This is a genomic window from Streptomyces sp. AHU1, assembly GCF_045343905.1.
Classification (GTDB): Bacteria; Actinomycetota; Actinomycetes; order Streptomycetales; family Streptomycetaceae; genus Streptomyces; species Streptomyces triticiradicis.
The window spans coordinates 320,677-342,423 of the sequence record NZ_CP174283.1; the positions used below are offsets into that span (position 1 = coordinate 320,677).

At 71.2% G+C, this 21,747-nt stretch carries 19 protein-coding genes and 2 pseudogenes; 8 read left to right on the forward strand and 13 right to left on the reverse strand.

Going from position 1 to position 21,747, the window contains the following annotated elements; genetic code table 11:
- Positions 1-16: 16 nt before the first annotated feature.
- Together ACICHK_RS01515 and ACICHK_RS01520 are read right to left on the reverse strand one after the other, a co-directional pair.
- Positions 17-1,087, reverse strand: a complete 1,071-nt coding sequence (locus ACICHK_RS01515; RefSeq protein WP_406835177.1) for a zinc-dependent alcohol dehydrogenase family protein — start codon at positions 1,085-1,087, stop codon at positions 17-19.
- 183 nt (positions 1,088-1,270) lie between these two features.
- Positions 1,271-2,260: an Acg family FMN-binding oxidoreductase gene (locus ACICHK_RS01520; RefSeq protein WP_406841135.1), complete on the reverse strand. Its 990-nt coding sequence runs from the start codon at positions 2,258-2,260 to the stop codon at positions 1,271-1,273.
- A 255-nt stretch (positions 2,261-2,515) separates the two neighbouring features.
- Between ACICHK_RS01520 and ACICHK_RS01525 the strand changes: the two genes are divergently transcribed.
- On the forward strand, positions 2,516-3,097 hold the full coding sequence (locus tag ACICHK_RS01525; RefSeq protein WP_406835178.1) for a hypothetical protein: 582 nt from the start codon (positions 2,516-2,518) through the stop codon (positions 3,095-3,097).
- A 234-nt stretch (positions 3,098-3,331) separates the two neighbouring features.
- Here ACICHK_RS01525 and ACICHK_RS01530 read toward each other — a convergent pair whose 3' ends face one another.
- From ACICHK_RS01530 to ACICHK_RS01565, 8 genes and pseudogenes are all read right to left on the reverse strand, one after another.
- On the reverse strand, positions 3,332-3,829 hold the full coding sequence (locus ACICHK_RS01530; protein WP_406835180.1) for a flavodoxin domain-containing protein: 498 nt from the start codon (positions 3,827-3,829) through the stop codon (positions 3,332-3,334).
- A 16-nt stretch (positions 3,830-3,845) separates the two neighbouring features.
- Complete coding sequence (locus ACICHK_RS01535) at positions 3,846-4,583, reverse strand: CBS domain-containing protein (protein WP_406835181.1); 738 nt, start codon at positions 4,581-4,583, stop codon at positions 3,846-3,848.
- A gap of 12 nt (positions 4,584-4,595) precedes the next feature.
- Positions 4,596-7,340 carry a GNAT family N-acetyltransferase gene (locus ACICHK_RS01540; protein ID WP_406835183.1) on the reverse strand — a complete coding sequence of 915 codons (2,745 nt, stop codon included), beginning with the start codon at positions 7,338-7,340 and terminating at the stop codon, positions 4,596-4,598.
- Between the two features lie 151 nt (positions 7,341-7,491).
- Positions 7,492-8,505 carry a type I glyceraldehyde-3-phosphate dehydrogenase gene (gene gap, locus ACICHK_RS01545; RefSeq protein WP_406835184.1) on the reverse strand — a complete coding sequence of 338 codons (1,014 nt, stop codon included), beginning with the start codon at positions 8,503-8,505 and terminating at the stop codon, positions 7,492-7,494.
- 33 nt (positions 8,506-8,538) lie between these two features.
- Positions 8,539-10,923, reverse strand: coding sequence for a phosphoketolase (locus ACICHK_RS01550; protein ID WP_406835186.1), 2,385 nt, complete (start codon positions 10,921-10,923; stop codon positions 8,539-8,541).
- A gap of 139 nt (positions 10,924-11,062) precedes the next feature.
- Positions 11,063-11,784: pseudogene (locus ACICHK_RS01555) on the reverse strand (universal stress protein).
- A 23-nt stretch (positions 11,785-11,807) separates the two neighbouring features.
- Positions 11,808-12,713 carry a universal stress protein gene (locus tag ACICHK_RS01560; protein ID WP_406835187.1) on the reverse strand — a complete coding sequence of 302 codons (906 nt, stop codon included), beginning with the start codon at positions 12,711-12,713 and terminating at the stop codon, positions 11,808-11,810.
- Between the two features lie 150 nt (positions 12,714-12,863).
- Positions 12,864-13,484, reverse strand: coding sequence for a hypothetical protein (locus tag ACICHK_RS01565; protein ID WP_406835189.1), 621 nt, complete (start codon positions 13,482-13,484; stop codon positions 12,864-12,866).
- A gap of 171 nt (positions 13,485-13,655) precedes the next feature.
- Here ACICHK_RS01565 and ACICHK_RS01570 point away from each other — a divergent pair.
- Both ACICHK_RS01570 and ACICHK_RS01575 read left to right on the forward strand, forming a co-directional pair.
- Positions 13,656-14,698: pseudogene (locus ACICHK_RS01570) on the forward strand (SulP family inorganic anion transporter); the annotation flags it as partial.
- A gap of 324 nt (positions 14,699-15,022) precedes the next feature.
- A complete protein-coding gene (locus ACICHK_RS01575; RefSeq protein WP_406835190.1) occupies positions 15,023-15,727 on the forward strand; it encodes a response regulator in 705 nt (234 codons plus the stop codon).
- A gap of 59 nt (positions 15,728-15,786) precedes the next feature.
- Here ACICHK_RS01575 and ACICHK_RS01580 read toward each other — a convergent pair whose 3' ends face one another.
- A complete protein-coding gene (locus ACICHK_RS01580; RefSeq protein ID WP_406835192.1) occupies positions 15,787-15,930 on the reverse strand; it encodes a universal stress protein in 144 nt (47 codons plus the stop codon).
- 336 nt (positions 15,931-16,266) lie between these two features.
- Here ACICHK_RS01580 and ACICHK_RS01585 point away from each other — a divergent pair, with 336 nt between their 5' ends.
- The 3 genes from ACICHK_RS01585 (at position 16,267) to ACICHK_RS01595 (ending at position 18,239) form a co-directional block, all read left to right on the forward strand.
- Positions 16,267-16,704, forward strand: coding sequence for a hypothetical protein (locus ACICHK_RS01585; protein ID WP_406835194.1), 438 nt, complete (start codon positions 16,267-16,269; stop codon positions 16,702-16,704).
- Between the two features lie 108 nt (positions 16,705-16,812).
- Positions 16,813-18,030: an NADH-ubiquinone oxidoreductase-F iron-sulfur binding region domain-containing protein gene (locus ACICHK_RS01590; RefSeq protein ID WP_406841136.1), complete on the forward strand. Its 1,218-nt coding sequence runs from the start codon at positions 16,813-16,815 to the stop codon at positions 18,028-18,030.
- The gene (locus ACICHK_RS01595) at positions 18,027-18,239 is read left to right on the forward strand and encodes a ferredoxin (protein WP_406835195.1); all 213 of its coding nucleotides are present in this window, start codon (positions 18,027-18,029) and stop codon (positions 18,237-18,239) included. Before ACICHK_RS01590 ends, ACICHK_RS01595 begins: the two co-directional genes overlap by 4 nt.
- 216 nt (positions 18,240-18,455) lie before the next feature.
- Here the strand turns inward: ACICHK_RS01595 and ACICHK_RS01600 are convergent, their stop codons facing one another.
- Positions 18,456-19,364 carry a universal stress protein gene (locus ACICHK_RS01600; RefSeq protein ID WP_406835197.1) on the reverse strand — a complete coding sequence of 303 codons (909 nt, stop codon included), beginning with the start codon at positions 19,362-19,364 and terminating at the stop codon, positions 18,456-18,458.
- 180 nt (positions 19,365-19,544) lie between these two features.
- Here ACICHK_RS01600 and ACICHK_RS01605 point away from each other — a divergent pair, with 180 nt between their 5' ends.
- Positions 19,545-19,775 (forward strand): hypothetical protein, encoded by a 231-nt coding sequence (locus ACICHK_RS01605; protein ID WP_406835198.1) that lies wholly within the window; start codon positions 19,545-19,547, stop codon positions 19,773-19,775.
- Positions 19,776-19,857: 82 nt separating this feature from the next.
- Here ACICHK_RS01605 and ACICHK_RS01610 read toward each other — a convergent pair whose 3' ends face one another.
- Complete coding sequence (locus ACICHK_RS01610) at positions 19,858-20,961, reverse strand: ABC transporter ATP-binding protein (RefSeq protein WP_406835200.1); 1,104 nt, start codon at positions 20,959-20,961, stop codon at positions 19,858-19,860.
- A 205-nt stretch (positions 20,962-21,166) separates the two neighbouring features.
- On the opposite strand from ACICHK_RS01610, the gene ACICHK_RS01615 reads away from it, so the two are divergent.
- Complete coding sequence (locus ACICHK_RS01615) at positions 21,167-21,547, forward strand: hypothetical protein (RefSeq protein WP_406835201.1); 381 nt, start codon at positions 21,167-21,169, stop codon at positions 21,545-21,547.
- Positions 21,548-21,747 lie beyond the last annotated feature (200 nt).

Consider the following 21,747-nt stretch of genomic DNA (forward strand, 5'->3'; position numbering starts at 1 on the left):
CCCTCACGTCCTCTCGTCAGGCCGCCGGTACGGCGACCTCGTCGTGCGATGGTTCGCCCAGCACCACCTTGAGGGCCCCGGTGTCGGCGGCACGGGAGAAGATGTCATAGGCCTCCTCCATGTCGTCCAGCGGGAAGGTGTGGGTGATCAGCTGCGCGGTGGGCAGCCGGCCGGCAGTGGTCATGCGGAGCAGGGTGGGCGTGGAGTGGGTGTCCACCAGGCCGGTGGTGATGGTCACGTTCTTGATCCACAGGTCTTCCAGGTGCAGCGTCGCCGGCTTGCCGTGGACGCCGACGTTGGCCACGTGGCCGCCGGGCCGCACCATGCGCGTGCACAGTTCGAAGCTCTCCGGCACCCCGACCGCCTCGATGACCACGTCCGCGCCGAGGCCGTCGGTGAGATCGGCGATCAGCTGCTCCGGTTCCTCGCGGGCGTCGGCCACGACATCGGCACCGAGCCGCTTGGCGGCCTCCAGCCGGGAGGCGGCCAGGTCGACGGCGACGATCCGCTCGGGCGAGAACAGACGTGCCGTGGCGATCGCCGCCAGGCCGATGGGTCCGGCGCCGACGACGGCGACCGTGTCGCCCGGACGTACCCGCCCGTTGAGGACACCCACCTCGTAGGACGTCGGGAAGATGTCCGCGAGCAGGACGGCGTCCCTGCTCTCCACCGCGCCGGGCAGTGCGTGCACGGAGAGGTCGGCGAAGGGAACGCGGACGTACTCGGCCTGGGTGCCGTCGATCAGGTGCCCCAGGATCCAGCCTCCACCACCCCGGCACTGGCCGTACATGCCCTCCCGGCAGTAGCGGCAGCGCCCGCAGGCGCTGATGCAGGAGACCAGCACGCGATCGCCCGGACGTACGGTCCGAACCTCGCTGCCGACCTTGACGATCTCGCCGACGGCCTCGTGGCCCAGGACCGTTCCCGGACGCACCTCGGGGACGTCTCCCTTGAGGATGTGCAGGTCCGTGCCGCAGATGGTGACCGTGCCGATCCGCACAATGGCGTCGGTGGGTTCCTTGATGGCGGGGTCCGGGACATCCTGCCAGGCGGACTGCCCGGGGCCGTGGAAGACGAAGCCTTTCATGACGCTCCTCCCCATCCCTCTTCAAGTAACGAGATTGCCCCACACATCCAGCTTGTGCCGTAATGGTCCGCCTCGCTTGGGCCGTCCGGCCCCATCATTCGCCGAACGGTCCTTGCCGTCGGTCCGGTGGTGACGAGAGGGGCCGGCCGGCTCGGCACGATGGCGGTCCGGCAGCCGAGCGGCCTACGGCAGGTCCACACCTGGTGTGCGGCGGGGAGTGGCCGGGCCCTCAGGACCGTATCCGAGGCGTATGAGCAGCTGCGGATGCGCGGTCGCATCGAATGCGCTGTCCAGCGCGTCCCGCAGGTCTGCCCATTCGACCGCCTGATGCAGCAGAGAGGCGCGCAGGCCGTATGCCGTCGCGACGAGCCATACGTGTTCGAGGCCTTGTCCGGCGCGCAGCCAGTCGACTCGGCGGTCGTGCTCGGTGGCCAGCAGGGCGACGACCGGGTTCGCCTCGAAAGGACGCGCGGTGAGCCGTTCGGGATGCCGCTGTGCGCTGAAATCGCGTAGCGGGATCCTCTCGTGAGCGTCCTGCGGTCCCAGAGCTGTTCGCGGCAGGCCTGTGTCGGGCGTCGGTTCCAGGTCCCGGTGGACCCAGCGGCGGCCCTCGGTTGCCCGGTCCGCTTCGAGGCGGTTGCGTCGCTCGGCCTCGGCTGTCAGGCGCAGCATGCGGGTCACGTCGACCTCGTCGGGGAAGCGCAGTGATGCGCCTTCCGCGAGGGCCGCCGCGGCGAGTTCGTCGCGCACAGCCGCGGGAAGCGGTCGGCTCGTGAAAGGGAAGCGGCTGCTGTGCCTGCACCAGACCGCCTCATAGAGATCCTCGCTCCGCTCCTGCTCCGGCTCCTGCCTGGCGGTGAGTCCGGAGGGACGCACCGTGGCGAGCAGGTCGGGGTCGTCGGGACTGGGCAGCAGACGTGTGACAGGTGACCAACCGAAGTGGGCGAGCGCAACCCGGAGATTGAACACGCAGGCTCCTACGGAAAGGAGCAGGGCCCGGCCCTCGGGGTCCGCGTACCGCAGGCCTCTTTCGGGATCGGCACGCACCTCGAATGTCACTGTCTCGGAGTCCAGCCCGAAGCGCCACGGCTGGGTGTTGTGGATCGAGGGGGCGGCGACCGCGGCGGAGACACAGGTCTCCAGAAGCGCGGCGCCGAAGGTCGCGTTCTTCATCATGCCCTCCTCGCGTGCGGGCGTCGGACGGCTGGTTCCGTATGACGAGCATGGGCGCCGCGCCTTACTGCCGGCACGGGGCGAAAGACCCGGGCAGGGCTGCGTCGGACCTCGTCGCCTGTTGGGCTGAACGGCCCCTCCCGACCGTGGATTTGGTCCCGCGCGGCCCTGCGGCGGCACCTGCTCGGCCCATGCCTTGGCACGACCTCGGCTGTCACGGTCGGAAGTGTCACGACAACGAGGAGGTGCGGACTGATGCCCAGTGGCACGTACGCGAAGAAACGGTTGTGGCGGTGGCGCAGCAACCCGTTGCGACGACGCGATGACATCGTCGAGGCCTGGACCGTGCTGGCCGTGTGGGCAGTCTTCGCCGTGGGCGGTTCCGTCGCCGGGCTGGTGACCGCCCGTGCCGCGGACGAGGCGTTCGCGGCGCAGCGAGCCGAGCGACAGCCCGTCCGGGCCGTGGTCCTGAACGACGTCCCCGTCAACGCCCCCGCGATCGGCGGCGCTTACGGTCGCCGGATGACAACCGTGCGTTGGGCGGCGTCCGACGGCTCGACCCGCACCGGCCGAACCCAGGTGGACACCGGTCTCAAGGCCGGATCCAGGGTCACGGTCTGGCAGGACGGCCACGGCCGTCTCACCGCCGCGCCGCTGAGCTCGACCGAGGCGGCGATCGAGTCGGACTTCCTGGGCGCTGCGGCGGCGGCCGGGCTTGCCGGCCCGGTGTTCGGAGCCGGAGCGGTCATCCGGTGGCGGCTCGACCGCCGCCGCGTCGACGAGTGGGGCAAGGAATGGGATCAGGTGGGACCACGCTGGGGCCACAAGACCAGCTGAACGCACGACGGATTCGGGCTCCAGGCTTGCGAAGAGCGGCCTGGAGCTTTTCGTGTGTGGTCGTAGTGGGCCAAAGAACCGGCGTGGAGTGGCGAGGCCGTCAGGGCTGTCCTGCACGAGGCTGCCGGCCCCGTTGTCGTGGTACCGGCCCGCACGATCCTCGAGGCCGCCCCGATGCCCGGTTCGCGTCGGGTACCGAGGTCGACCTGAACGGGCCGAAGAACTCCTCTCCTCCTATGCGTGCGTCAGCGCGTCGGCGATGCCTTGTGCCCATGCCTCGATCGCGCCGAAGTCCCGGAAGTCGCCGCCCTTCCCGGAGCTGACGATCATCTTGGCGATCCGCCCCTCGGCTCCTTCCTTCAGGCACCCTCCGAAGGTGATGTGCCCCCGCGCGTCCAGCCGGGTCATGGCCCGCTGCACGCCCCGCACGGGCGGGACGTCCCGCCCCGCGACGGAGTCACCGAGCGGTCCACTGCTGAAGAACCACACCGGACGCTGCGCGAGTGCGTCTCGATGACGGCGGGCGAACCGCCGCGCGTCCTTGTGCCAGCGCCCCGCGTAGAGCCCGCCGCCGACCACTACGGCGTCGTAGGGCACCACGCTCCGCACGGACCGCGCCGGACACGACTCTACGGCCAGCCCGTCCTTGCGCAGGATGCCCGCGACCGCATCGGCGATCTCCGCGGTCGAACCGTTCGTCGTTCCGTAGGTGACCAGCACGGTGCCGGTCATGATGGCCCGCCTCCTCTCACAGCCGGCGCAGCCAGTCCTCGGTCACACCGTGCGGTACCTGTGTCTGTTCCCCGGGACGCAGGTGCGCGTCGTCCAGCCGGTAGGTGAGATCGGCGACGACGTCGACCACGCCGTCGATCCGACGGGTCATGGATACGGCGATCTCCGTCTCGCTCCTGCGTTCCATCTGGCCGGCCAGGGTGACGACGCCTTCGGTCACAAAGACGTTGATGCTGCGCGGTGACTGCCACAACGCACGTACCAGGACTTCCTCGATTACCTCGTCACGGATCTCCTGATCGGACCGCAGGAAGATCTGGAGAAGGTCGCGGCGGGTGACGATGCCGACGAGCCGGTCCTCCTCGTCGAGGACGGGAAGCCGTTCCACGTGCCGCTGGGCCATGACGCGGGCGGCCTGGACGATGGTGTCGTCGGCGTGCACGATGACGGGGGGCGTCGTCATCAGCCCACCGGCTGTGCGTGCCCGGCCCTTAGCGGTCTGGCGCTTGGCACCGGGCGTCAGCTCGGAGAGCCTCGCACGGCGCTTCGGCTCGTAGGGGTCCGGGACGGTCGCCTGGTGCATCATCAGGTCCGTCTCCGACAGGACACCGATGACCTTGTCATCCTCGTCCACCACCGGCAGTCCGCTGATCCGGTGGTCCGCCAGCAGCCGGGCCACCTCCTTGAACGGTGTTCCGTACTCGGCACGGACCACGTCCGCGGTCATCACGGATCCGACCTTGTCGTGTCGCACGGCCGTTCCTCCTCAGCGCAGTCGGCGCAGGTAGGGGTCCTGGGGGCGGCGCGGTAGCAGACGCACCCGTGCGTCGAGCACGGTGACGCCGCCCGGTGACGCCAGGACGGGATTGAAGTCGGCCTCGGCGAGCTGCGGCAGGTCCACCGCCATCCGGGACAGCCGCAGCAGCAGCTGTTCCAGTTCCTCGAGATCGACAGGGGGGTTTCCGTTCGCGCCCAGCAGCAGCGGAGCGCACCGCGGCGAGGTGATCAGCTCGTGCACGTCCCGGTCGGTCAGGGGGGCGAGGCGCGCCGCGTGGTCGGACAGGACCTCCGTGGCCGTGCCACCCAGCCCGAACAGGACGAGCGGACCGAAGACCTCGTCCTGGACGACGCCCGCGAACAGTTCGGTGCCGCGGTCGGCGAGGGGCTGCAGGACCACGCCGGTCATGAGGCCCGCGAAACGGGTCTCCAGGTCTCGGAACGCGGCCCTCACCTGGGCGTCACCGCGCAGGTCCAGGTGGACCGCCCGCTGCTGCGACTTGTGCAGCAGTCCGGGCCAGTGGGCCTTCATCACGACCCGGCCGTCGAAGCCGCGCAGCCGGTCGGCGGCGAGCACGGCGTCGTCCTCGGTCTCGGCCCAGGCCCAGGGCATCTGCGGGATGCCGTAGCAGGCGAGCAGGTCGGCGCAGGTACGTGGATCGAGCCAGCCGCCGCCGTCGAGGGTTCCTCCGGCCGGGCGGAGCCGCGCGAGGGAGAGCTGGGACAGGTGATCCGCCACGACTGTCCGTGCCCGGTCGCTCTCGACGCCGGTGAGCGCCGGGACAACGCCGGCTGGCCTGGCGAGCCAGGCGGCGCGCTTCGCGGCGTGCGCCAGGGCGCGGGCCGCCGCCTGCGGTTCGGCGTACGAGGGAATCGTGCCTCCGTCCGCGGCGGCCATCAGCCGCACGGACCGGTCCTGCTCCAGCCGTACGGCGACCACGGGCCGCGCCCGTCGGCCGGGAGCCGAGGTGAGGGCCCGCACCAGGTCGTCGCCGGTGGCCGCGGCGACCGCGGTGGGGACCAGCGCCACGACGACGGCGTCGACGCCGGAGCACCGGGTCAGGCGGTCGACGCACTCCGTGAGCTGCTCCTCGGACACGGCAGCGGTGGCGTCGACCGGGTTGCCAACGGAGGCGCCGTCCGGCAGCACCGCGAGGAGATCGTCGATCACCGCGGGGGTGAACGGCGGCAGGACGAGTCCCGCCTCGGCGCAGGCGTCCGCGGTGAGCACTCCGGCTCCACCCGCGTTGGTGACGACCGCGACGTGGGGGCCTTCCGGCAACGGCTGGGAGTGCAGCAGGGCCGCGGTTTCGAGGAGTTCGCCGACCGAGCGGGTCGCCGTGATACCGGCCTGGGTGAACAGCGCCTGGCGGGTCATCGTGCGGGTGGCGGCGGCGGCCGTGTGGGAGGCGGCCGCTTTCCGACCGGCGTCGGTACGGCCGGCATCCACGGTCAGCACCGGGATGCGGCGGGTCACCCGCCGGGCGGTGCGGGAGAAGGCACGGGGGTTGCCGAAGGACTCCAGGTGCAGCAGGGCGAGGTCGGTGCGGCCGTCGCTCTCCCACCACTGGAGCATGTCGTTGCCGCTGACGTCGAACTTGTCGCCCAGCGAGGCGAACGAGGAGACCCCGATGCCCAGCCGGGACAGCCCGTCGAGCAGGGCGATGCCGATGCCGCCGGACTGCACGGCGACACCGGCCGTCCCCGGGCGGGGATGCTCGGCGGCGAAGGTCGCGTCGAGGTTCAGCTCCGGGTCGGTGTTGGAGACGCCGAGGCAGTTGGGTCCTACGAGCCGCATGCCGTAGGTGCGGCAGGCGGTCAGCAGGGCCTGCGCCTGGGCGTGGTCGAGGCCGGCGGTGACGACGACGAGCGCGCGGACCCCGGCCTTGCCGCTCTCCTCGGCGACGGCCGCGACGGCGGACGCCGGTACGGCCACGACCACCAGATCGGGCGTCATCGGCAGCGCCGCGACCGACGGGTGGGACGGCACGCCGAGCACCGAGTCGACACCGGGGTTGACGGCGAAGAGACGATGCTTGAAGCCGCCCGAGCGCAGATGGTGCAGGACGGCTCGGCCCACCGATCCGGGGGTGCGTCCGGCGCCGACCACGGCGACCGCGGAAGGCCGCAGGAGAGGCAGCAGGCTGGCCACGTCGGCGGCGCGGCCCCGGGCCTCGACGGCCGACAGGTAGGTGTCGTCCTCGTCGAGGTGGATGGTGCAGCGCACCTCGGGCCCTTCGAAGCGGCGGGAGGTGGTCAGGCCGAGGTCGGCGAAGAGGCGGAGCACCTCGTGGTTCTCGCTCAGCGCATCGGCCGTGAAGGTGGTGATGCCCTCCGCGCGCGCGGCCGAGACGAGGTGCTCGACGAGCAGGGTGCCCACGCCCCGGTGGTGCAGGCCGTCGGCGACGGCGATGGAGATCTCCGCGCTCCTCTCCTCACCGCCGTCCGCCTCGCCGCCGGTGTCGTACTCGGCGAGGCCGATCACCCTGCCGTCCACCTCGGCCAGCAGGGCCCGGTAGCCCGGGCGGGCGGGGGCGCAGGCGCGGTCGGCGGCCATGGCGGCCGACCGCCGGCTCACCGAGAAGAACCGCAGCCGAAGGTTCTCCGGCGACATCTCCTCGTAGAACCCCTGCAACTGTTCGTGGTCAGCCGGCCGAGCGGGGCGTACGCACACGGTGGTGCCGTCCGCGAGCAGGGCGTGGACCGTAGGCCGGTCGAGCAGGTCGTCCGTCATCGCAGCTCTCCTCCATCGCCTTCGCTCCTTCGATCGTCCGGCGGAACCCGGAACGATCCCATGGGCTGTACGGGGCCGCCCCGGGGCCGGTCGGCCCTCCTGTGGTACCGACCGGCCCGCCTCCGCCGTCACGGCCGACGGCCGGGACAGATCAGTCGTCGGCCACGAGGGCCGTCAGGTCCAGCAGGCGATTGGTGTAGCCCCACTCGTTGTCGTACCAGCCGAAGATCTTGGCCAGGGTGCCGTTGGCCTGGGTCAGGGCGGGATCGAAGATGCAGGACGAGGGGTCACCGATGACGTCGCGGGAGACGATCGGCGCCTTCGAGACACGCAGGATGCCGTTCAGCGGGCCGTCCGCGGCCGCTTTGAACGCGGCGTTGATCTCGTCCACGCTCGTCTCCCGGGCGAGGACCACGGCGAGGTCGGTGAGCGAGCCGTCCTCCACCGGCACCCGGACCGCGATCCCGTCCAGAGCCCCCGCCAGCTCCGGCACCACCAGGCCCACGGCGCGGGCGGCGCCGGTGCTGGTGGGAATGATGCTGAGGGCCGCGGAGCGGGCGCGGCGCAGGTCCTTGTGCGGGCCGTCCAGCAGTGACTGATCGTTGGTGTAGCCGTGGATGGTGGTCATCACCCCGCGCTCGACACCGAAGGCGTCGTCGAGCACCTTGACCATCGGGGCGACGCAGTTGGTGGTGCAGGAGGCGGCGGAGACGATCCGGTCGCTGTTCCGGTCGTAGGTACGGTCGTTGACGCCCATCACGATGGTGGCGTCCACGTTCTTGCCGGGAGCCGACAGCAGCACGGTGTGGGCGCCGCTCTTCAGGTGCAGGGCGGCCGAGTCCCGGTCACGGAAGCGCCCGGTGGACTCGATCACGACGCCGGCTCCGTGGTCGGCCCAGTGCAGGGCGGCCGGGTCACGTTCGGCGGTGACGGCGATGCGGCGTCCGTCGACCGTGATGGAGCTGTCGTCGTGCTGGACATCGCGTCCGATGCGTCCGAACGTCGAGTCGTACTCCAGCAGATGGGCCAGGGTGGCGGGTGAGGTGATGTCGTTGACGGCGACCACCTCGACGTCCTGGGTGCCTTGTTCGGCACGGTCGAGGGCGGCGCGCAGGTAGGTACGGCCGATGCGGCCGAAGCCGTTGATGCCGACGCGTACGGTCATGGCAGTGAGTTCCTTCCGGGAGTGAGGTGCGGGTCAGGGGTTCCAGGTCCAGTCGGCGACCTCGGGGAGGTCGGTGCCGTGCTCGCGGATCCAGACGGCGTGCCGGGAGCGCGCGTCGGCCATCTTCTGGCGCAGGGCGGCGGCGCGGACGCCGAGGCCGGGGACGCGGTCGACGACGTCCATGACCAGCCGGTAGCGGTCCATGTCGTTGCGGACGACCATGTCGAAGGGGGTCGTGGTGGTGCCCATCTCCTTGTAGCCGCGCACGTGCAGGTTCCGGTGGCCGGCGCGGCGGTAGGCGAGCCGGTGGACGAGCCAGGGATAGCCGTGGTAGGCGAAGATCACCGGCTTGTCCGTGGTGAACAGCCCGTCGTACTCGAAGTCGCTCATCCCGTGCGGGTGTTCCTCGCGCGGCAGCAGCCGGGTCATGTCGACCACGTTGACGACCCGGACGGCGAGTCCGGGCAGATGGCGGCGCAGCAGGCCGGAGGCGGCCAGTACCTCCTGGGTGGGGACGTCGCCCGCGCAGGCGAGGACGACGTCGGGGTCCCGGTCGCCGTCGGCCGTTCCCGCCCAGTCCCAGATGCCGGCGCCGCGGGCGCAGTGGGCGCGGGCCTGGTCCATGGACAGCCAGTCGAAGCAGGGCTGTTTGCCGGCGACGACGACGTTGACGTAGTCGCGGCTGCGCAGGACGTGGTCCGCCACGGACAGCAGGGTGTTGGCGTCCGGCGGGAGGTAGACGCGCACGACCTCGGGGCTCTTGTTGAGGACGTGGTCGACGAAGCCGGGGTCCTGGTGCGAGAAGCCGTTGTGGTCCTGGCGCCACACGTGCGAGGTGAGCAGGTAGTTGAGGGAGGCGACCGGGGCGCGCCAGTGCAGTTCGCGCGAGGTCCTCAGCCATTTGATGTGCTGGTTGACCATGGAGTCGACGATGTGCACGAACGCCTCGTAGCAGGAGAACAGCCCGTGCCGGCCGGTGAGGGTGTAGCCCTCCAGCCAGCCCTGGCAGGTGTGTTCGGAGAGGATCTCCATGACACGGCCGTGCCGGTCGAGGTGCTCGTCGACCGGCAGGTGTTGGGCCTGCCACGCCTTTCCGCTGACCTCGAAGACGGCCTGAAGCCGGTTCGAGGCGGTCTCGTCCGGGCCGACGACGCGGAAGTCACGGCGCCCGCCCGTGCTCTTCACCACCTGGGCCAGGAGGTCCCCCAGAACGCGGGTCGGCTCGTGCAGTGTGCTGCCCGGCTTGTCGACCGGCACGGCGAACTCGTCGAGCGGTGCGATGGGCAGGTCGCGCACCAGCAGACCGCCGTTGGCATGCGGGGTGGAGCCGAGCCGCTTGGTGCCGTCGGGCACGCAGGCGAGGACGTCGGCGGTCGGGCAGCCGTCCGGGCCGAAGAGCTCCTGGGGCTTGTAGGAGCGCAGCCAGGCCTCCAACTGCCGCAGGTGTTCGGGGTTCTCGCGGACCCCGGCCAAGGGCACCTGGTGGGCGCGCCAGGTGCCCTCGACGGGCTCGCCGTCGACCTCCGCGGGGCCGGTCCAGCCCTTCGGTGTACGCAGCACGATCATGGGCCAGTGCACGCGCTCGCTGACACCGTCCTCGCGGGCGGTCCGCTGCATCAAGGTGATGCGGTCCAGCGCGTCGTCCATCGCGGCCGCCATGGCCCGGTGCACCTGGAGCGGGTCGTCGCCGGTCACGTGGATCGGCTTGTGGCCGTATCCCCGCAGCAGAGCATCGAGTTCGGCCTCCGGGAGCCGGGAGAGCACGGTCGGGTTGGCGATCTTGTAGCCGTTGAGGTGCAGGACCGGCAGGACGGCTCCGTCGTGCACCGGGTCGAGGAACTTGTTGGAGTGCCAGGACGCGGCGAGCGGTCCCGTCTCCGCCTCGCCGTCGCCGATCACGCAGGCGACCAGCAGTCCCGGGGTGTCGAACGCGGCGCCGTAGGCGTGGGACAGCGAATAGCCGAGCTCACCTCCCTCGTGGATCGAGCCGGGTGTCTCCGGCGCGACGTGGCTGGGCACTCCGCCGGGGAAGGAGAACTGCCGGAACAGCCGTGCCATCCCCGCCGCGTCACGCGACACGTCCGGGTAGGTCTCGCTGTAACTGCCCTCCAGCCAGGAGTTGGCCAGGATCGACGGACCCCCGTGACCTGGACCCCACACACACAGCGCGTCGAGTTCCCGCTTCTTGATCACCCGGTTGAGGTGCGTGTACACGAGGTTGAGGCCGGGCGAGGTGCCCCAGTGGCCGAGCAGCCGGGGCTTGATGTGTTCCGGCTTCAAGGGCTCGGTCAGCAGTGGGTTGGACATCAGGTAGATCTGTCCCGCGGCCAGGTAGTTGGCGGCCCGCCAGTGCGCGTCCAGGGTGCGCAGTTCCTCGTCGGTGATCGCGGGGGCGTCCTGATGTTCGGCGTGGGACATGGGTACGACTCCGTAAGTCGTCGGCGGTTGGGTCATCGGGTGGTACCGGCGGTCTGACCGGCGAAGAACTGCGGCGAAGCTGCTGCACGAGACACGTCCACGATCACGGGGCGGACCTATGCGCGGCCGTCCGCCTCTCTCACGCCTGCTCGGGTACGGCCGCGACGGCGCAGGCGGAGTGGTGCAGCACCGCGTGGGCGACGCGCCCCAGTTGGCGTCCGAGGTATCCTGGATCGCGCCGCGCGCCGACCACCAGCAGATCGGCCTTGTACGAGGCGTCCAGCAGGACCCTGCGTACGGGACCCTCGACCGTGCGCTGGCTCAGGTCCACATCCGCGGGTACGTCCTCCAGCGCCTTGTCCAGTACCTCAGCGGCGTGCAACTCGTGGAGACGCGCGGGCTCACCGGCCATCAGAGGGTGGTCGGTGCTCTCGTACGCCGGACACCGCCACGCCCGTACGGCGTCCAGGGGCGCATGGCGCAGCTTCGCCTCCTGGACGGCGAAGCGCAGGGCGGCGGAGCCCGCCGCCCTCTCGCCGATACCCACGACGACCCGGCCACGCGTGCCGGCGCGGACCTGGTTGTCGTGACTGCCGCGCAGCACGATCACCGGGCAGTGCGCGTGGGCGGTGACGGTCAGACTGACCGACCCCAGCAGCATCTCGACGAAGCCGCTGCGACCGCGGGTACCGAGCACCAACGCTGCAGCCTCACGCCCCTCGCGGACGAGCGCGTACTCGGGTTCCTCCGGCAGCACGTCGGTGGAGATCTTGATGTCGGACCGGCGCAGGCGGCCGCCCAGTCGACGGCCCGCAGGCTGGATTCGGAGCCGTCCACGCCGACGACGATCGGGAGGTCCATCTGCCTCTTCCCCTCGGGACGGGTCAGCTGTGCGGGACGACGGCGACCGGGGCGGTGGAGTGGTGCAGGACGGAGTGCGTGACGTGTCCGATGTGAGCGCCGAGGGGACTGCGCCGGATGCGCCGGCCCACGACGACGAGGGAGGCATCGCGCGAAGCCTCCACGACGTGGAGGGCCGCGCTGCCGTAGCGGGACACCTCGACGACCCGCACGTCCGGGAACTTCTTCCGCCAGGGGCGCAGCACCTCGGCCACGGCCTCGGACGCGCTCAGGGCCAGGGCCTCGTGCAGCGCCAGGTTGGCGGGGGTGCCGTACGCGTAGAAGGGCGGCGGGTTCCAGGCGTGGACGACCCGCAGGGATGTCGCGCGGCGTTCTGCGGCGTCGAAGGCGAACTCGATCAGCGTCTCGTCCGGGTGCTCGACGTCGAGCCCGAGCACCACGGGCCGGAACGGGGTCGCGGCGGACGGAACGCCCGCCGGGTCCAGCTCGTGCTCGTCGGCGGCGGCCTCCAGCGCGCGGACCAGTACGACAGGGGTGTCCGTGTGCGCGACGGCGGACAGGCCGACCGAGCCGACCATGAACCCACCGATCCCGCCGAAGCCGCGCGAGCCCAGGACGAGGAGTTCGGCGCTCTTCGCCGCCTCGGCCAATGCGTCACCCGGGTGACCGGAGAGCTGCTCCGTGCGCACCTCGATGCCGGGGTGGTGCCGCCGGATCCCCTCGGCGGCTTCCCGGGGAACCCTCTCGGTCCAGTGCTGCTGGGTCTCGGTGCCCAGAAGAGGTGCCTGGGCCATCGGTTCCGGCACCGGCACCCAGACGTGCACGATCTTCAGCGGCAGGCCGCGCAGCTTCGCCTCGCGAGCCGCCCATTCCGCGGCGGCCCTGCTCTCCTGCGAGCCGTCGAGACCTACGAGGATGGTGCGGAGCATGATCTCCACCTCCTGGGGCGAGGGTTCCGATTCCAGCGTCGTCTTCGAGCCGTTGCTCGTGCAGGGGCCACTGGTCCCGGATTCGGGCCGGCCGACTCCCTGCACAGCGGTGCGGTGGGCCGGGTGGCCGGCCCACCGCACCGTCGGCACTCAGCGCAGCCAGCTGTGGTCGCGGACGAAGGGCAGCTTGGCCCAGAACCTGCCCGCGCCCAGGGTGTCGCCCGCGGCAACAGCCGCCACGACGATCAGGGCGACGGCGTAGATCACGTGGTAGTCGACGAACGGGTTCGTCGACATGCTCGGCGAGCCGTCCGATACGTGCTTGGCCGGCGGCCACTCGGCGATCCACATCAGCGCCATCATCGCGGTGCCGGCGACGGCGGCGATGCGCAGCGCGACACCACCGACCAGGGCGAGACCGATCCCGAGCAGACCGAGCATGAACAGCCAGTCCGCCCACGGGTCGCCCGCCCAGGAGTGGAAGGTCGACTCCATCGGCCCGACGGCGACGGAGCCGAGGAAGCCCTTCGTCGGCGAGCCGCCGTCGATCCAGCCCTTGCCGGAGGGGGTGGCGTAGCCGAAGCCGAAGGTCTTGTCGAGGAACGCCCACAGGAAGACGAACCCGGTGAGCAGGCGCAGGGACGCGAAGGCGTAGGCCCGCGCGGTGTACGTGCCGACGCCTGCCGACTCGGACGCGGAGGCATCCCGGTTCTTGCGCAGCGACGGCAGGTGGAAGCCGGAGCTCCGGCGAGGGTGCTCGTGCACGGCCATGGTCATGGTTCCCTTCGAGGGCGGTCGGCTCGGTGCCTGGCACCACTCACTCTGACCGTGCACGCCGGTCGGCGACGGATGCCGAAAGTCCGCAGCCTCGGGGCCGAACGGCCCTGCTTCCAGAGGCTGTTGGACGGAGAGCGGCATACCGGCATGGGGGCTCTGGCCACGGCCCGTCACGCCCGTGCCGTGCCCGGCCCACTGGTCGCCTTCGGCCTCGGGACCGCCGCCGTGGTGGTCCTCGACCTCGACGGGCGGTACGGGCTGAAGGTGATCGGCGAGATCCCGTCCGGTCTGCCGGCCTCGCCGTTCCGGACCTGAGCGAACTGCCGCGGCTCGCGCTGCCCGCACTCGGCGTGCTGCTGGTCGCGTACACCGACTTCATCCTCACCGTGCGGGCGTTCGCCGACCACGACGACGAAGGTCCCGGACTGGACGCCGACCAGGAGTTCCTGACCCCGGACGCCGGAGCCCTGCACGGCTTTCCCGTGAGCAGCAGTGCCAGCCGCACCGCCCTCGCCTCCTAGGCCGACGTCCACAGCCAGGCGTATTCGCTGGTGACCGGCGTGACGGTGCTCATCCTGCTGCTCTTCCTCAGCCCGCTGCCGACACGCACGCCCTCGGCCGTCCTCGGCGCGCTCGTCGTCTACGCCGCGGTCCGCATGACCGACCTCGCGGGCTTCCGTCGGCTGGCCTCGTTCCGCCGCCGGGAACTCCTCCTGGCCCTCGGCTGCTTCACCGGGGTGCTCACCCTGGACATCCTGTACGGGGTGATCGTGGCCGTAGGCCTGTCGGTGGCCGAGCTGCTGACCCGGGTGACACACTCGCACGACGCCGTCGAGGGCCTCGCCCCCGGCGTGGTCGGCATGCACGACGTGGACGACTACCCGCAGGCCCGCACGATCCCCGGCCTGCTCGTCTACCGCTACGACTCGCCGCTGTTCTTCGCCAACGCGGAGAACCTCCGGCGCCGTGCCCTGGCCGCCGTCGACGAACAGAGCGAGCCTGTCCACTGGTTCGTCCTCAACACCGAGGTCAATGTCGAGGTCGACATCACCGCGCTCGACGCGGTCGACGAACTGCGCCGCGAACTGACCCACCGTGGCGCCGTGTTCGCCCTCGCCCGGGTGAAACGGGAACTGCTGGAGGACCTGGAGGCATACGGGCTGGTGGACTCGGTCGGCAAAGAGCGGATCTTCCCGACCCTCCTGACGGGTCAAGGGTTCCTCGTGGCAGGGCCGAACGTCCCTCTCCGAGGGCCGCTCCGGCCGATAGTCCACGACCAGCCGACTCGGTCCGGGTGCAGGACAGTTCGCCGCCTGAATGCACCCCACACACCGTCGGTACCTGTCGACTCTCCGCGTGCGGTCGGTGGCCGTCGGCTTCGACCTCTTGGGCCCCGAACACCACCGGACCGGTGAAGCGGCCGCTACGCTCGAACGGAACAGGTCGGCCTTGGTGCGTCCAGGCCGCGAGGGACGATGTTCGAACCGGGCCGGGTGCACGGTACGTGATCCATTACTGAACAAGGGGTCGGCATGGCCGAGGCGCGTACGTTCTCCGAGCAGAACCCGATCCGGGTCTTCCTGCTGGACGACCACGAGGTGGTGCGCCGTGGTCTGACGGATCTCCTGGACGCCGAGCCGGACATCTCGGTCGTCGGTGATGCCGAGAGTGTCGAGCACGCCCTGGTGCGCGGCCCCGCGCTGCGCCCCGACGTGGCGGTCCTCGACGTACGCCTGCCGGACGGCGACGGCATCAGCGTCTGCCGGGAGCTGCGCAGCCAGATGCCCGAGCTGTCCTGCCTGATGCTCACGTCGTTCGACGACGAGGAGGCGCTGCTCGACGCCATCATGGCCGGTGCGGCGGGCTATGTGCTGAAGCAGATCAAGGGGTCGGACCTGATCTCGGCGGTCCGTACCGTCGCCTCCGGCCAGTCGATGCTGGACCCGACGACGACCGCCCGGCTGATGCGCAAGCTGCGCACGGACCCGGCCGAGGAGCCTGCCCTCCCGCCCGAGCTGGCCGGTCCCTCGCCGCGCGAGCGGGACATCCTCGTACTGATCAGTGACGGGCTCACGAACCGTGAGATCGGCAAAAAGCTCTATCTGTCGGAGAAGACGGTGAAGAACCACATCTCCCGGCTGCTGGCCAAGCTGGGCGTCCAGCGCCGCGTCCAGGCCGCGCTTCTGGTCAACCAGCTGGAACACCCCGAAACCGCCGACCGCCACCCGACACGCTGAATTTGCTCACCCCGGTCAGCGTTGACGAACTCGCCACTCGGCAGGCCGTCCCGGGAGGTTCATTCGAGTGCGAGGATGCCCACCACGGGTGCCTCGGCGTGCTGCACACAGCGCAGGCTCACCGAACCCAGGAGCGCTTCGCTGGACCGCCCGTGTCCACGGTTCCCGACCACCAGGAGCTGAGCATCCCGTGACGCGTCCACCAGTGCGGACGCGGCGTTGCCTTGCGTGACGTCGTACGGTTTTCCACAGGCGGGTCAGTGCCTGCCCACCTCCGTGCCGATTGCCTCCAATCGCCCCCAGGTCTCCGCGGCGACCGGCTTGTCGTCGGTCCGCGGTGCCAGGCCGTACCAGTCGACGGGCGGCTCCAGGGCGGCGACGACTGCCCCGAACGCCCGTCCCCTGCTCCACCGCTCAGCGCAACGCCGCTTCAGAAGCCTCCGAGCCGTCCGCACCCACCACAATTCTGCTGTTCAGCCTCCCGCTCTCCGTCTCCACGCATACCCTTCGAAACCATCATCGAGCAGAAGGATCTCGCGGTGTCCGTGGTGCCGTTCGGTGCGTCCTATCGTCCGCTCTGGCTCGGGCTGGGCACCGGCGGACTGGATCTGCTGCTGGCCGTCGCGGTCACCAGCGCGCTGCGCCGGCACCTGGGTGCGCGCCGCTGGAAGGCCGTGCACTGGCTGGCCTATGCCGCCTGGCCGCTCGCCCTCTTCCACGGCGTGGGCACCGGCACCGACACCCGGCTCCCCCTCCAGCTGTGGCTGTACGCCGGCTGTCTCGGCGCGGTGGTCGCGGGCGTGTGGTGGCGGCTGATGAAGGCCGGTCCGGGGCGGGTCGCCGGGCGCCTGACGGCCGCCGTCGCCGCGACCGCCGTACCGGTGGTACTCACCGCCTTCCTCGCCACGGGACCGCTGCAACCGGGCTGGTCCCAGCGCGCCGCATCGGCGGCGATCCTGGTCAGGGGTGGACAGTGAACTCTGCCGCCGTTCCCCTCACCGCCGGGCACCTCGCTCCAGGACCGTACGATCCGGCCACTGCCCGCCTGGTACGCCATCGGCCGGCCCGCGACCCTCGCCGATCACCTGAAGCACTACGGACCTGCCCCCTTCAGCTCAGCGTTCTCCAGCAGCGCCTGCTCACCACTGGTCGAGGCCGTGGCGGAGGCGGGACTGACCGGCCGGGGCGGCGCCGGATTCCCGACGGCCCGCAAGCTTCGTGCCGTCACGGCACAGAGGGGCCGGCGCGTGCTCGTCGTCAACGCCATGGAGAGCGAGCCGGCAAGCCGCAAGGACCAATTCCTGATCGCCGTCGCACCCCATCTCGTCCTCGACGGCGCCGCGCTGACCGCCGCAGCGGTCGGCGCCGACACCATCCACGTGTGCCTGCCACGCGACCGCGTGGCCCAGCACCGGCAACTGAGCGCCGCCGTGGACGATCGGCAACGCGCCCACCTCGATCCCGTACGGCTACGACTGCACGCCCTTCCGGACGCCTACGTCTCCAGTGAGTCGACCTCCCTGGTGCGCTGGCTCAACGGAGGCCCCGCCCGGCCCGGGGGCAGCCCGCCGCACACTCACGAGCGGGGCGTCCGCCGACGCCCCACCCTGGTCCACAACGCCGAGACCCTCGCACATCTGGCCATGATCGCCCGCTACGGGCCGGCCTGGTTCCGGCAGGCCGGCACACCGGACGAACCCGGAACCCTGCTCGTCACCGTCTCGGGCGCCGTCCGCACCCCAGCCGTGCTGGAAGTACCGCTGAGCACACCGCTCGCCACGGTCCTCGACCGGGCAGGCAGTGCAACGCAGCCCTTGCAGGCGGTCCTGCTCGGCGGCTTCGGCGGCTCGTGGCTCCCCGTCGAACATCTGCACACCCTCCTGACCCGGCACGATCTGGCCCCGCTGGGTGCCTCACCCGGCGCCGGTGTGCTCGTCGCACTGCCCTCAGCGTCCTGCGGCCTGCTCGAAACAGCCCGCGTCCTCACCTACCTGGCCGCACACAGCGCACGCCAGTGCGGTCCCTGCCACCTCGGCCTGCCCGCCGTGGCCGACGACTTCACCGCTCTGGCCACGGGACGGGCTGACGCCGCCCTGCTGTCCCGGCTACGCCGGCGCGCCGGTCTGCTGCCCGGCCGGGGAGGCTGCCGCCATCCCGACGGCGCCGCCCGCCTCGCCGCTTCCGCCCTTCACGCCTTCGCCGACGACGTCGACCGCCATCTCACCCACGGCACCTGCAAGGCCGCCCATCAGCCGCCCCGGCTCCCCGTGCCGCCGGCCACCGCCCCGGAGACCTGGCTATGAGCCCCGCCCGCACCCTGCGCATCGACCGCATCGCCTGCACCGGGCAGGGCCTGTGCGCCGAACTCCTCCCCGAGCTGATCGACCTCGACGAATGGGGATACCCCGTCCTCAAGGACAAGACCGTCTCCGACCGACTGCGTACTCATGCCCGCCGGGCTGTCGCCGCCTGCCCCGTCCTCGCTCTGCACATGGACGACGACCGGACCTGACCGACATACGTCCACACCGTCATCCGGCAGATCTGCACGATCCGTTCCGCAGAGGATGCCCGACGGAGAAGGATGCAGCCGTCCGGTCACGGGCCAGACCGACCGGCCCGTTCCCCACCGCCCACAGCCTCAGCCGACACAGTCACGTCTGTCATCAGGTGCCACTCCACTTTCAAGATCTACCGTCGACCGTACAGGCCCCTTCAGGGGGTGCGCTCAGTCGTGCGCGATGACGGCGACGGGGGCGGGGGCGTGGTGCAGCACAGCGTGCGTGACGGGGCCGATGCGGGCGCCGAGTGGGCTGCGGCGGATGCGGCGGCCCACGACGACCAGCGAGGCCCCGCGGGAGGCGTCGACCAACTCGACGGCCGGGCTGCCGCAGCGGGACTCCTCGACGACCTGGACGGCCGGGTACTCCTCCTTCCAGCGGTGCAGCACCTCGGCCAGCGTGGCAGCGTCCTGCTTGCCCAGCACGGCGTTGAGCTCGGGGTCGGCGGGCAGACCGTAGACGAAGTACGGCGGCGGGCTCCAGGCGTGGACGACCCGCAGGGGTGTGACCCGGCGGGCGGCCGCCTCGAAGGCGTAGGCGATCACCGTGTCGTCGGGGTGATCGGTGTCGAGCCCGAGGACGACGGGCCCGGACAGGGCCGCCGACGACGGGAGTCCGGACGGATCCACCGCATGACCGTCCGCGGCCCGCTCCCCGGCACGGACCAGGACCACCGGCTGCTGCTCGGCGCCCGCCACGACGGCCTGGCCCACGGAGCCGACCAGGAATCCGCCGATGCCGCTCAGCCCTCGGGAGCCGAGAACCACCAGCTCGGCGTCCTTCACCGCCTCGGCCAGCACCTCGGCGGGCCGGCCCGCGACCTGCTCCACGGTCACGTCCAGGCCGGGGTGACGCGCCCTGAGCCCTTCGACCACCGCGCGCGCGACTCGCCCGCCCCACGGTTGCCGCGTCTCGGCACCGAGGAACCGCGCCAGGGCCAGGGGCTCGGGCACCGTCTCCCAGACGTGGACCAGCTTGACCGACAGCCCACGCCGCTTCGCCTCGCGGGCCGCCCACTCCGCCGCGGCACGGCTCTCGGCCGAGCCATCGAAACCTACGACAACACTGCGAACCATGGCTTCTGCCTCCTCATCGGGGATTCGATGCCAGCGTGGTGGTGCAGGGAGCGGTGGTGCAGGGGCCGCAGGTCCCCGACCGGGGCCGGTGGGCCCTGTGGACCGACAAGGGTGGGGGCAACCGCCCCCTTCACAGGGCCCGTTGGGCAGCCGGACTCGATCATGAGGGGGGCCGCATCAGTGGGCCGTCCGTCCGGCGCGGACCGGCCCCGGCTCCTGAACGCTCCTGCAGGACGCAGCGCCACCACCGTCCACGGCAGCTGCGCCCGCCGCGGTGAACCGTCCGGACAGGGCGTCGCGGGCGCAGAGGGACGCGCGAGCCGGGCCCGGCAGCAGGGCGACGGTGGCGTCGAGGCCGGGCCGGTACGCCGCGACGCGGAGGACGGCGCGTACCGCCTGTTCGGTAGGTGACCGTCACCGCCCGAGGCCGTCCCATGGCGGCGCTGTGACGCCGCCCTCCCCGGACGCGGTCCTTCGGTGTCGCCGGAGCCGTTCAGCCTTCCAGGCGCAGGCCGGTCTCTGCCGAGAAGAGGTGAACGGTCTGCGGGCGCGGAACGACGTGCAGCTCCTGGCCCTTGTCCGGTGTGTGCCGTCCGGGCACACGCAGGATCACGGGTTCGGTGTCCTCGCCGAACCGGGCGGTGCCGTAGACGTAGGCGTCGGAACCGAGCTCCTCGACCACGTCGACCCGTACCCGCAGGCCGGTCGGCTCCGCCTGGCCGCCGCCCGGCAGCACCTCGAGGTGCTCCGGGCGGACGCCGAGGACGACCTCCCGGGCATGGGGCCCGGCCGCCTCCAGGATCTCGCGGGGCAGTGGGACGACGGTGTCGCCGAACCGCACGCCCTCCGGGGCAAGAGGCACCGTGAACTGGTTCATGGCCGGAGAGCCTATGAACCCACCGACGAACGCGTTGGCCGGCCGCTCGTAGACCTCCTTCGGGGTGCCGACCTGCTGCAGCACGCCGTCCTTCATGACGGCCACGCGATCGCCCATGGTCAGCGCCTCGACCTGGTCGTGGGTGACGTACACCGTCGTGATCCCGAGACGGCGCTGCAGCGACGCGATCTGCGTACGGGTGCTGACCCGCAGCTTGGCGTCGAGGTTCGACAGCGGCTCGTCCATCAGGAACACCTGCGGCTCGCGCACGATCGCGCGGCCCATCGCCACGCGCTGCCGCTGACCGCCGGAGAGAGCCTTCGGCTTGCGGTCGAGGTACTCGGTCAGGTCCAGGATCTTCGCCGCATCGGCGACCTTCTGTCGGATCTCCTCCTTCGGCATCCCGGCGATCTTCAGGGCGAAGCCCATGTTGTCGGCGACCGTCATGTGCGGGTAGAGCGCGTAGTTCTGGAACACCATGGCGATGTCCCGGTCCTTCGGCGGCAGATGCGTGACGTCCCGCTCACCGATCCGGATCACCCCGGCGTCCACGTCCTCAAGGCCCGCCAGCATCCGCAGGGAAGTGGACTTCCCACAACCCGACGGACCCACCAGAACCATGAACTCGCCGTCGGCGATGTCCAGGTCGAGCGCGTCCACCGCCGGATGGTCCATCGTGGGATAGACGCGGGTCGCCTTCTCGAAGCTGACCGATGTCATGACCGCAACTCCTCTCCTCCCGCTGGCCGCGAAGGCCTGGCAGCGCGCTGACCCCACCTTGCAGTCGGCCCCTTTTTGACAACTCACAGCCTCCCCATGTCTCATGACGTTGCATCAGGGCCGCACCGGCCCCGGCTGCGGGCCGGTGGACCCGTGACCGTGGGCTGCTCGACCCGGCCCCGCATCGGAGGCTGCACCCACGACCATGACGAGGCAGACCGACGTACCCGCCGGGGCCGCACCCGCACAGGAGCGACTCAAGGTCCACGTCCGACAACAGCGCCCCGGTGCGGTCCCGGCCAGCCCGGCACAGGCGGGGCCCCGGGCCCCGATGCGCTCGCGTGGATGGGGCCGGTCGGCCTCTGCCTCATCGACGGCGGGCAATCTGGTTGGTGACCTCGTCGGCGCCGACGACGAGGACGACATCGGCCCGCGGGCCGTGTGGATCGGTGGCGACATCCCCCTCGCGATCCAGCTGACGTGGCGCGTCGACGGAGTGGTCGGCGTGGTCAACAGCCTGACCTTCCGCATCGACGACACCCGCCCGCCCGAACAGCATGATTCGGACAGCGTCACCCGCCCCTGACTGCTCCAGCACTGACCTCCGAACGCCCGGTGACGGCCGTCACGGCAGTCTGGCCGGCCCGGACTGCCGGGCCTTCCGAGCGCGCGCTCATCCGCTGTACGCCGGCTTCAAGGACTGACGGCGACCGGGACCGATGGCCTCAAGGCCGGACCTGCCCGGCCCTCGCGGCGGCACCCAGGCACCCGTGAGGCTGGCAGCAG

Coding starts and splice junctions, on each gene's coding strand:
- ACICHK_RS01610 (WP_406835200.1), bottom strand. CDS start 20,961: ATGACATCGGTCAGCTTCGAGAAGGCGACCCGCGTCTATCCCACGATG.
- ACICHK_RS01520 (WP_406841135.1), bottom strand. CDS start 2,260: ATGAAGAACGCGACCTTCGGCGCCGCGCTTCTGGAGACCTGTGTCTCC.
- ACICHK_RS01600 (WP_406835197.1), bottom strand. CDS start 19,364: ATGGTTCGCAGTGTTGTCGTAGGTTTCGATGGCTCGGCCGAGAGCCGT.
- ACICHK_RS01565 (WP_406835189.1), bottom strand. CDS start 13,484: ATGGCCGTGCACGAGCACCCTCGCCGGAGCTCCGGCTTCCACCTGCCG.
- gap (WP_406835184.1), bottom strand. CDS start 8,505: ATGACCGTACGCGTCGGCATCAACGGCTTCGGCCGCATCGGCCGTACC.
- ACICHK_RS01525 (WP_406835178.1), top strand. CDS start 2,516: ATGCCCAGTGGCACGTACGCGAAGAAACGGTTGTGGCGGTGGCGCAGC.
- ACICHK_RS01515 (WP_406835177.1), bottom strand. CDS start 1,087: ATGAAAGGCTTCGTCTTCCACGGCCCCGGGCAGTCCGCCTGGCAGGAT.
- ACICHK_RS01540 (WP_406835183.1), bottom strand. CDS start 7,340: ATGACGGACGACCTGCTCGACCGGCCTACGGTCCACGCCCTGCTCGCG.
- ACICHK_RS01550 (WP_406835186.1), bottom strand. CDS start 10,923: ATGTCCCACGCCGAACATCAGGACGCCCCCGCGATCACCGACGAGGAA.
- ACICHK_RS01575 (WP_406835190.1), top strand. CDS start 15,023: ATGGCCGAGGCGCGTACGTTCTCCGAGCAGAACCCGATCCGGGTCTTC.
- ACICHK_RS01560 (WP_406835187.1), bottom strand. CDS start 12,713: ATGCTCCGCACCATCCTCGTAGGTCTCGACGGCTCGCAGGAGAGCAGG.
- ACICHK_RS01530 (WP_406835180.1), bottom strand. CDS start 3,829: ATGACCGGCACCGTGCTGGTCACCTACGGAACGACGAACGGTTCGACC.
- ACICHK_RS01595 (WP_406835195.1), top strand. CDS start 18,027: ATGAGCCCCGCCCGCACCCTGCGCATCGACCGCATCGCCTGCACCGGG.
- ACICHK_RS01615 (WP_406835201.1), top strand. CDS start 21,167: ATGACGAGGCAGACCGACGTACCCGCCGGGGCCGCACCCGCACAGGAG.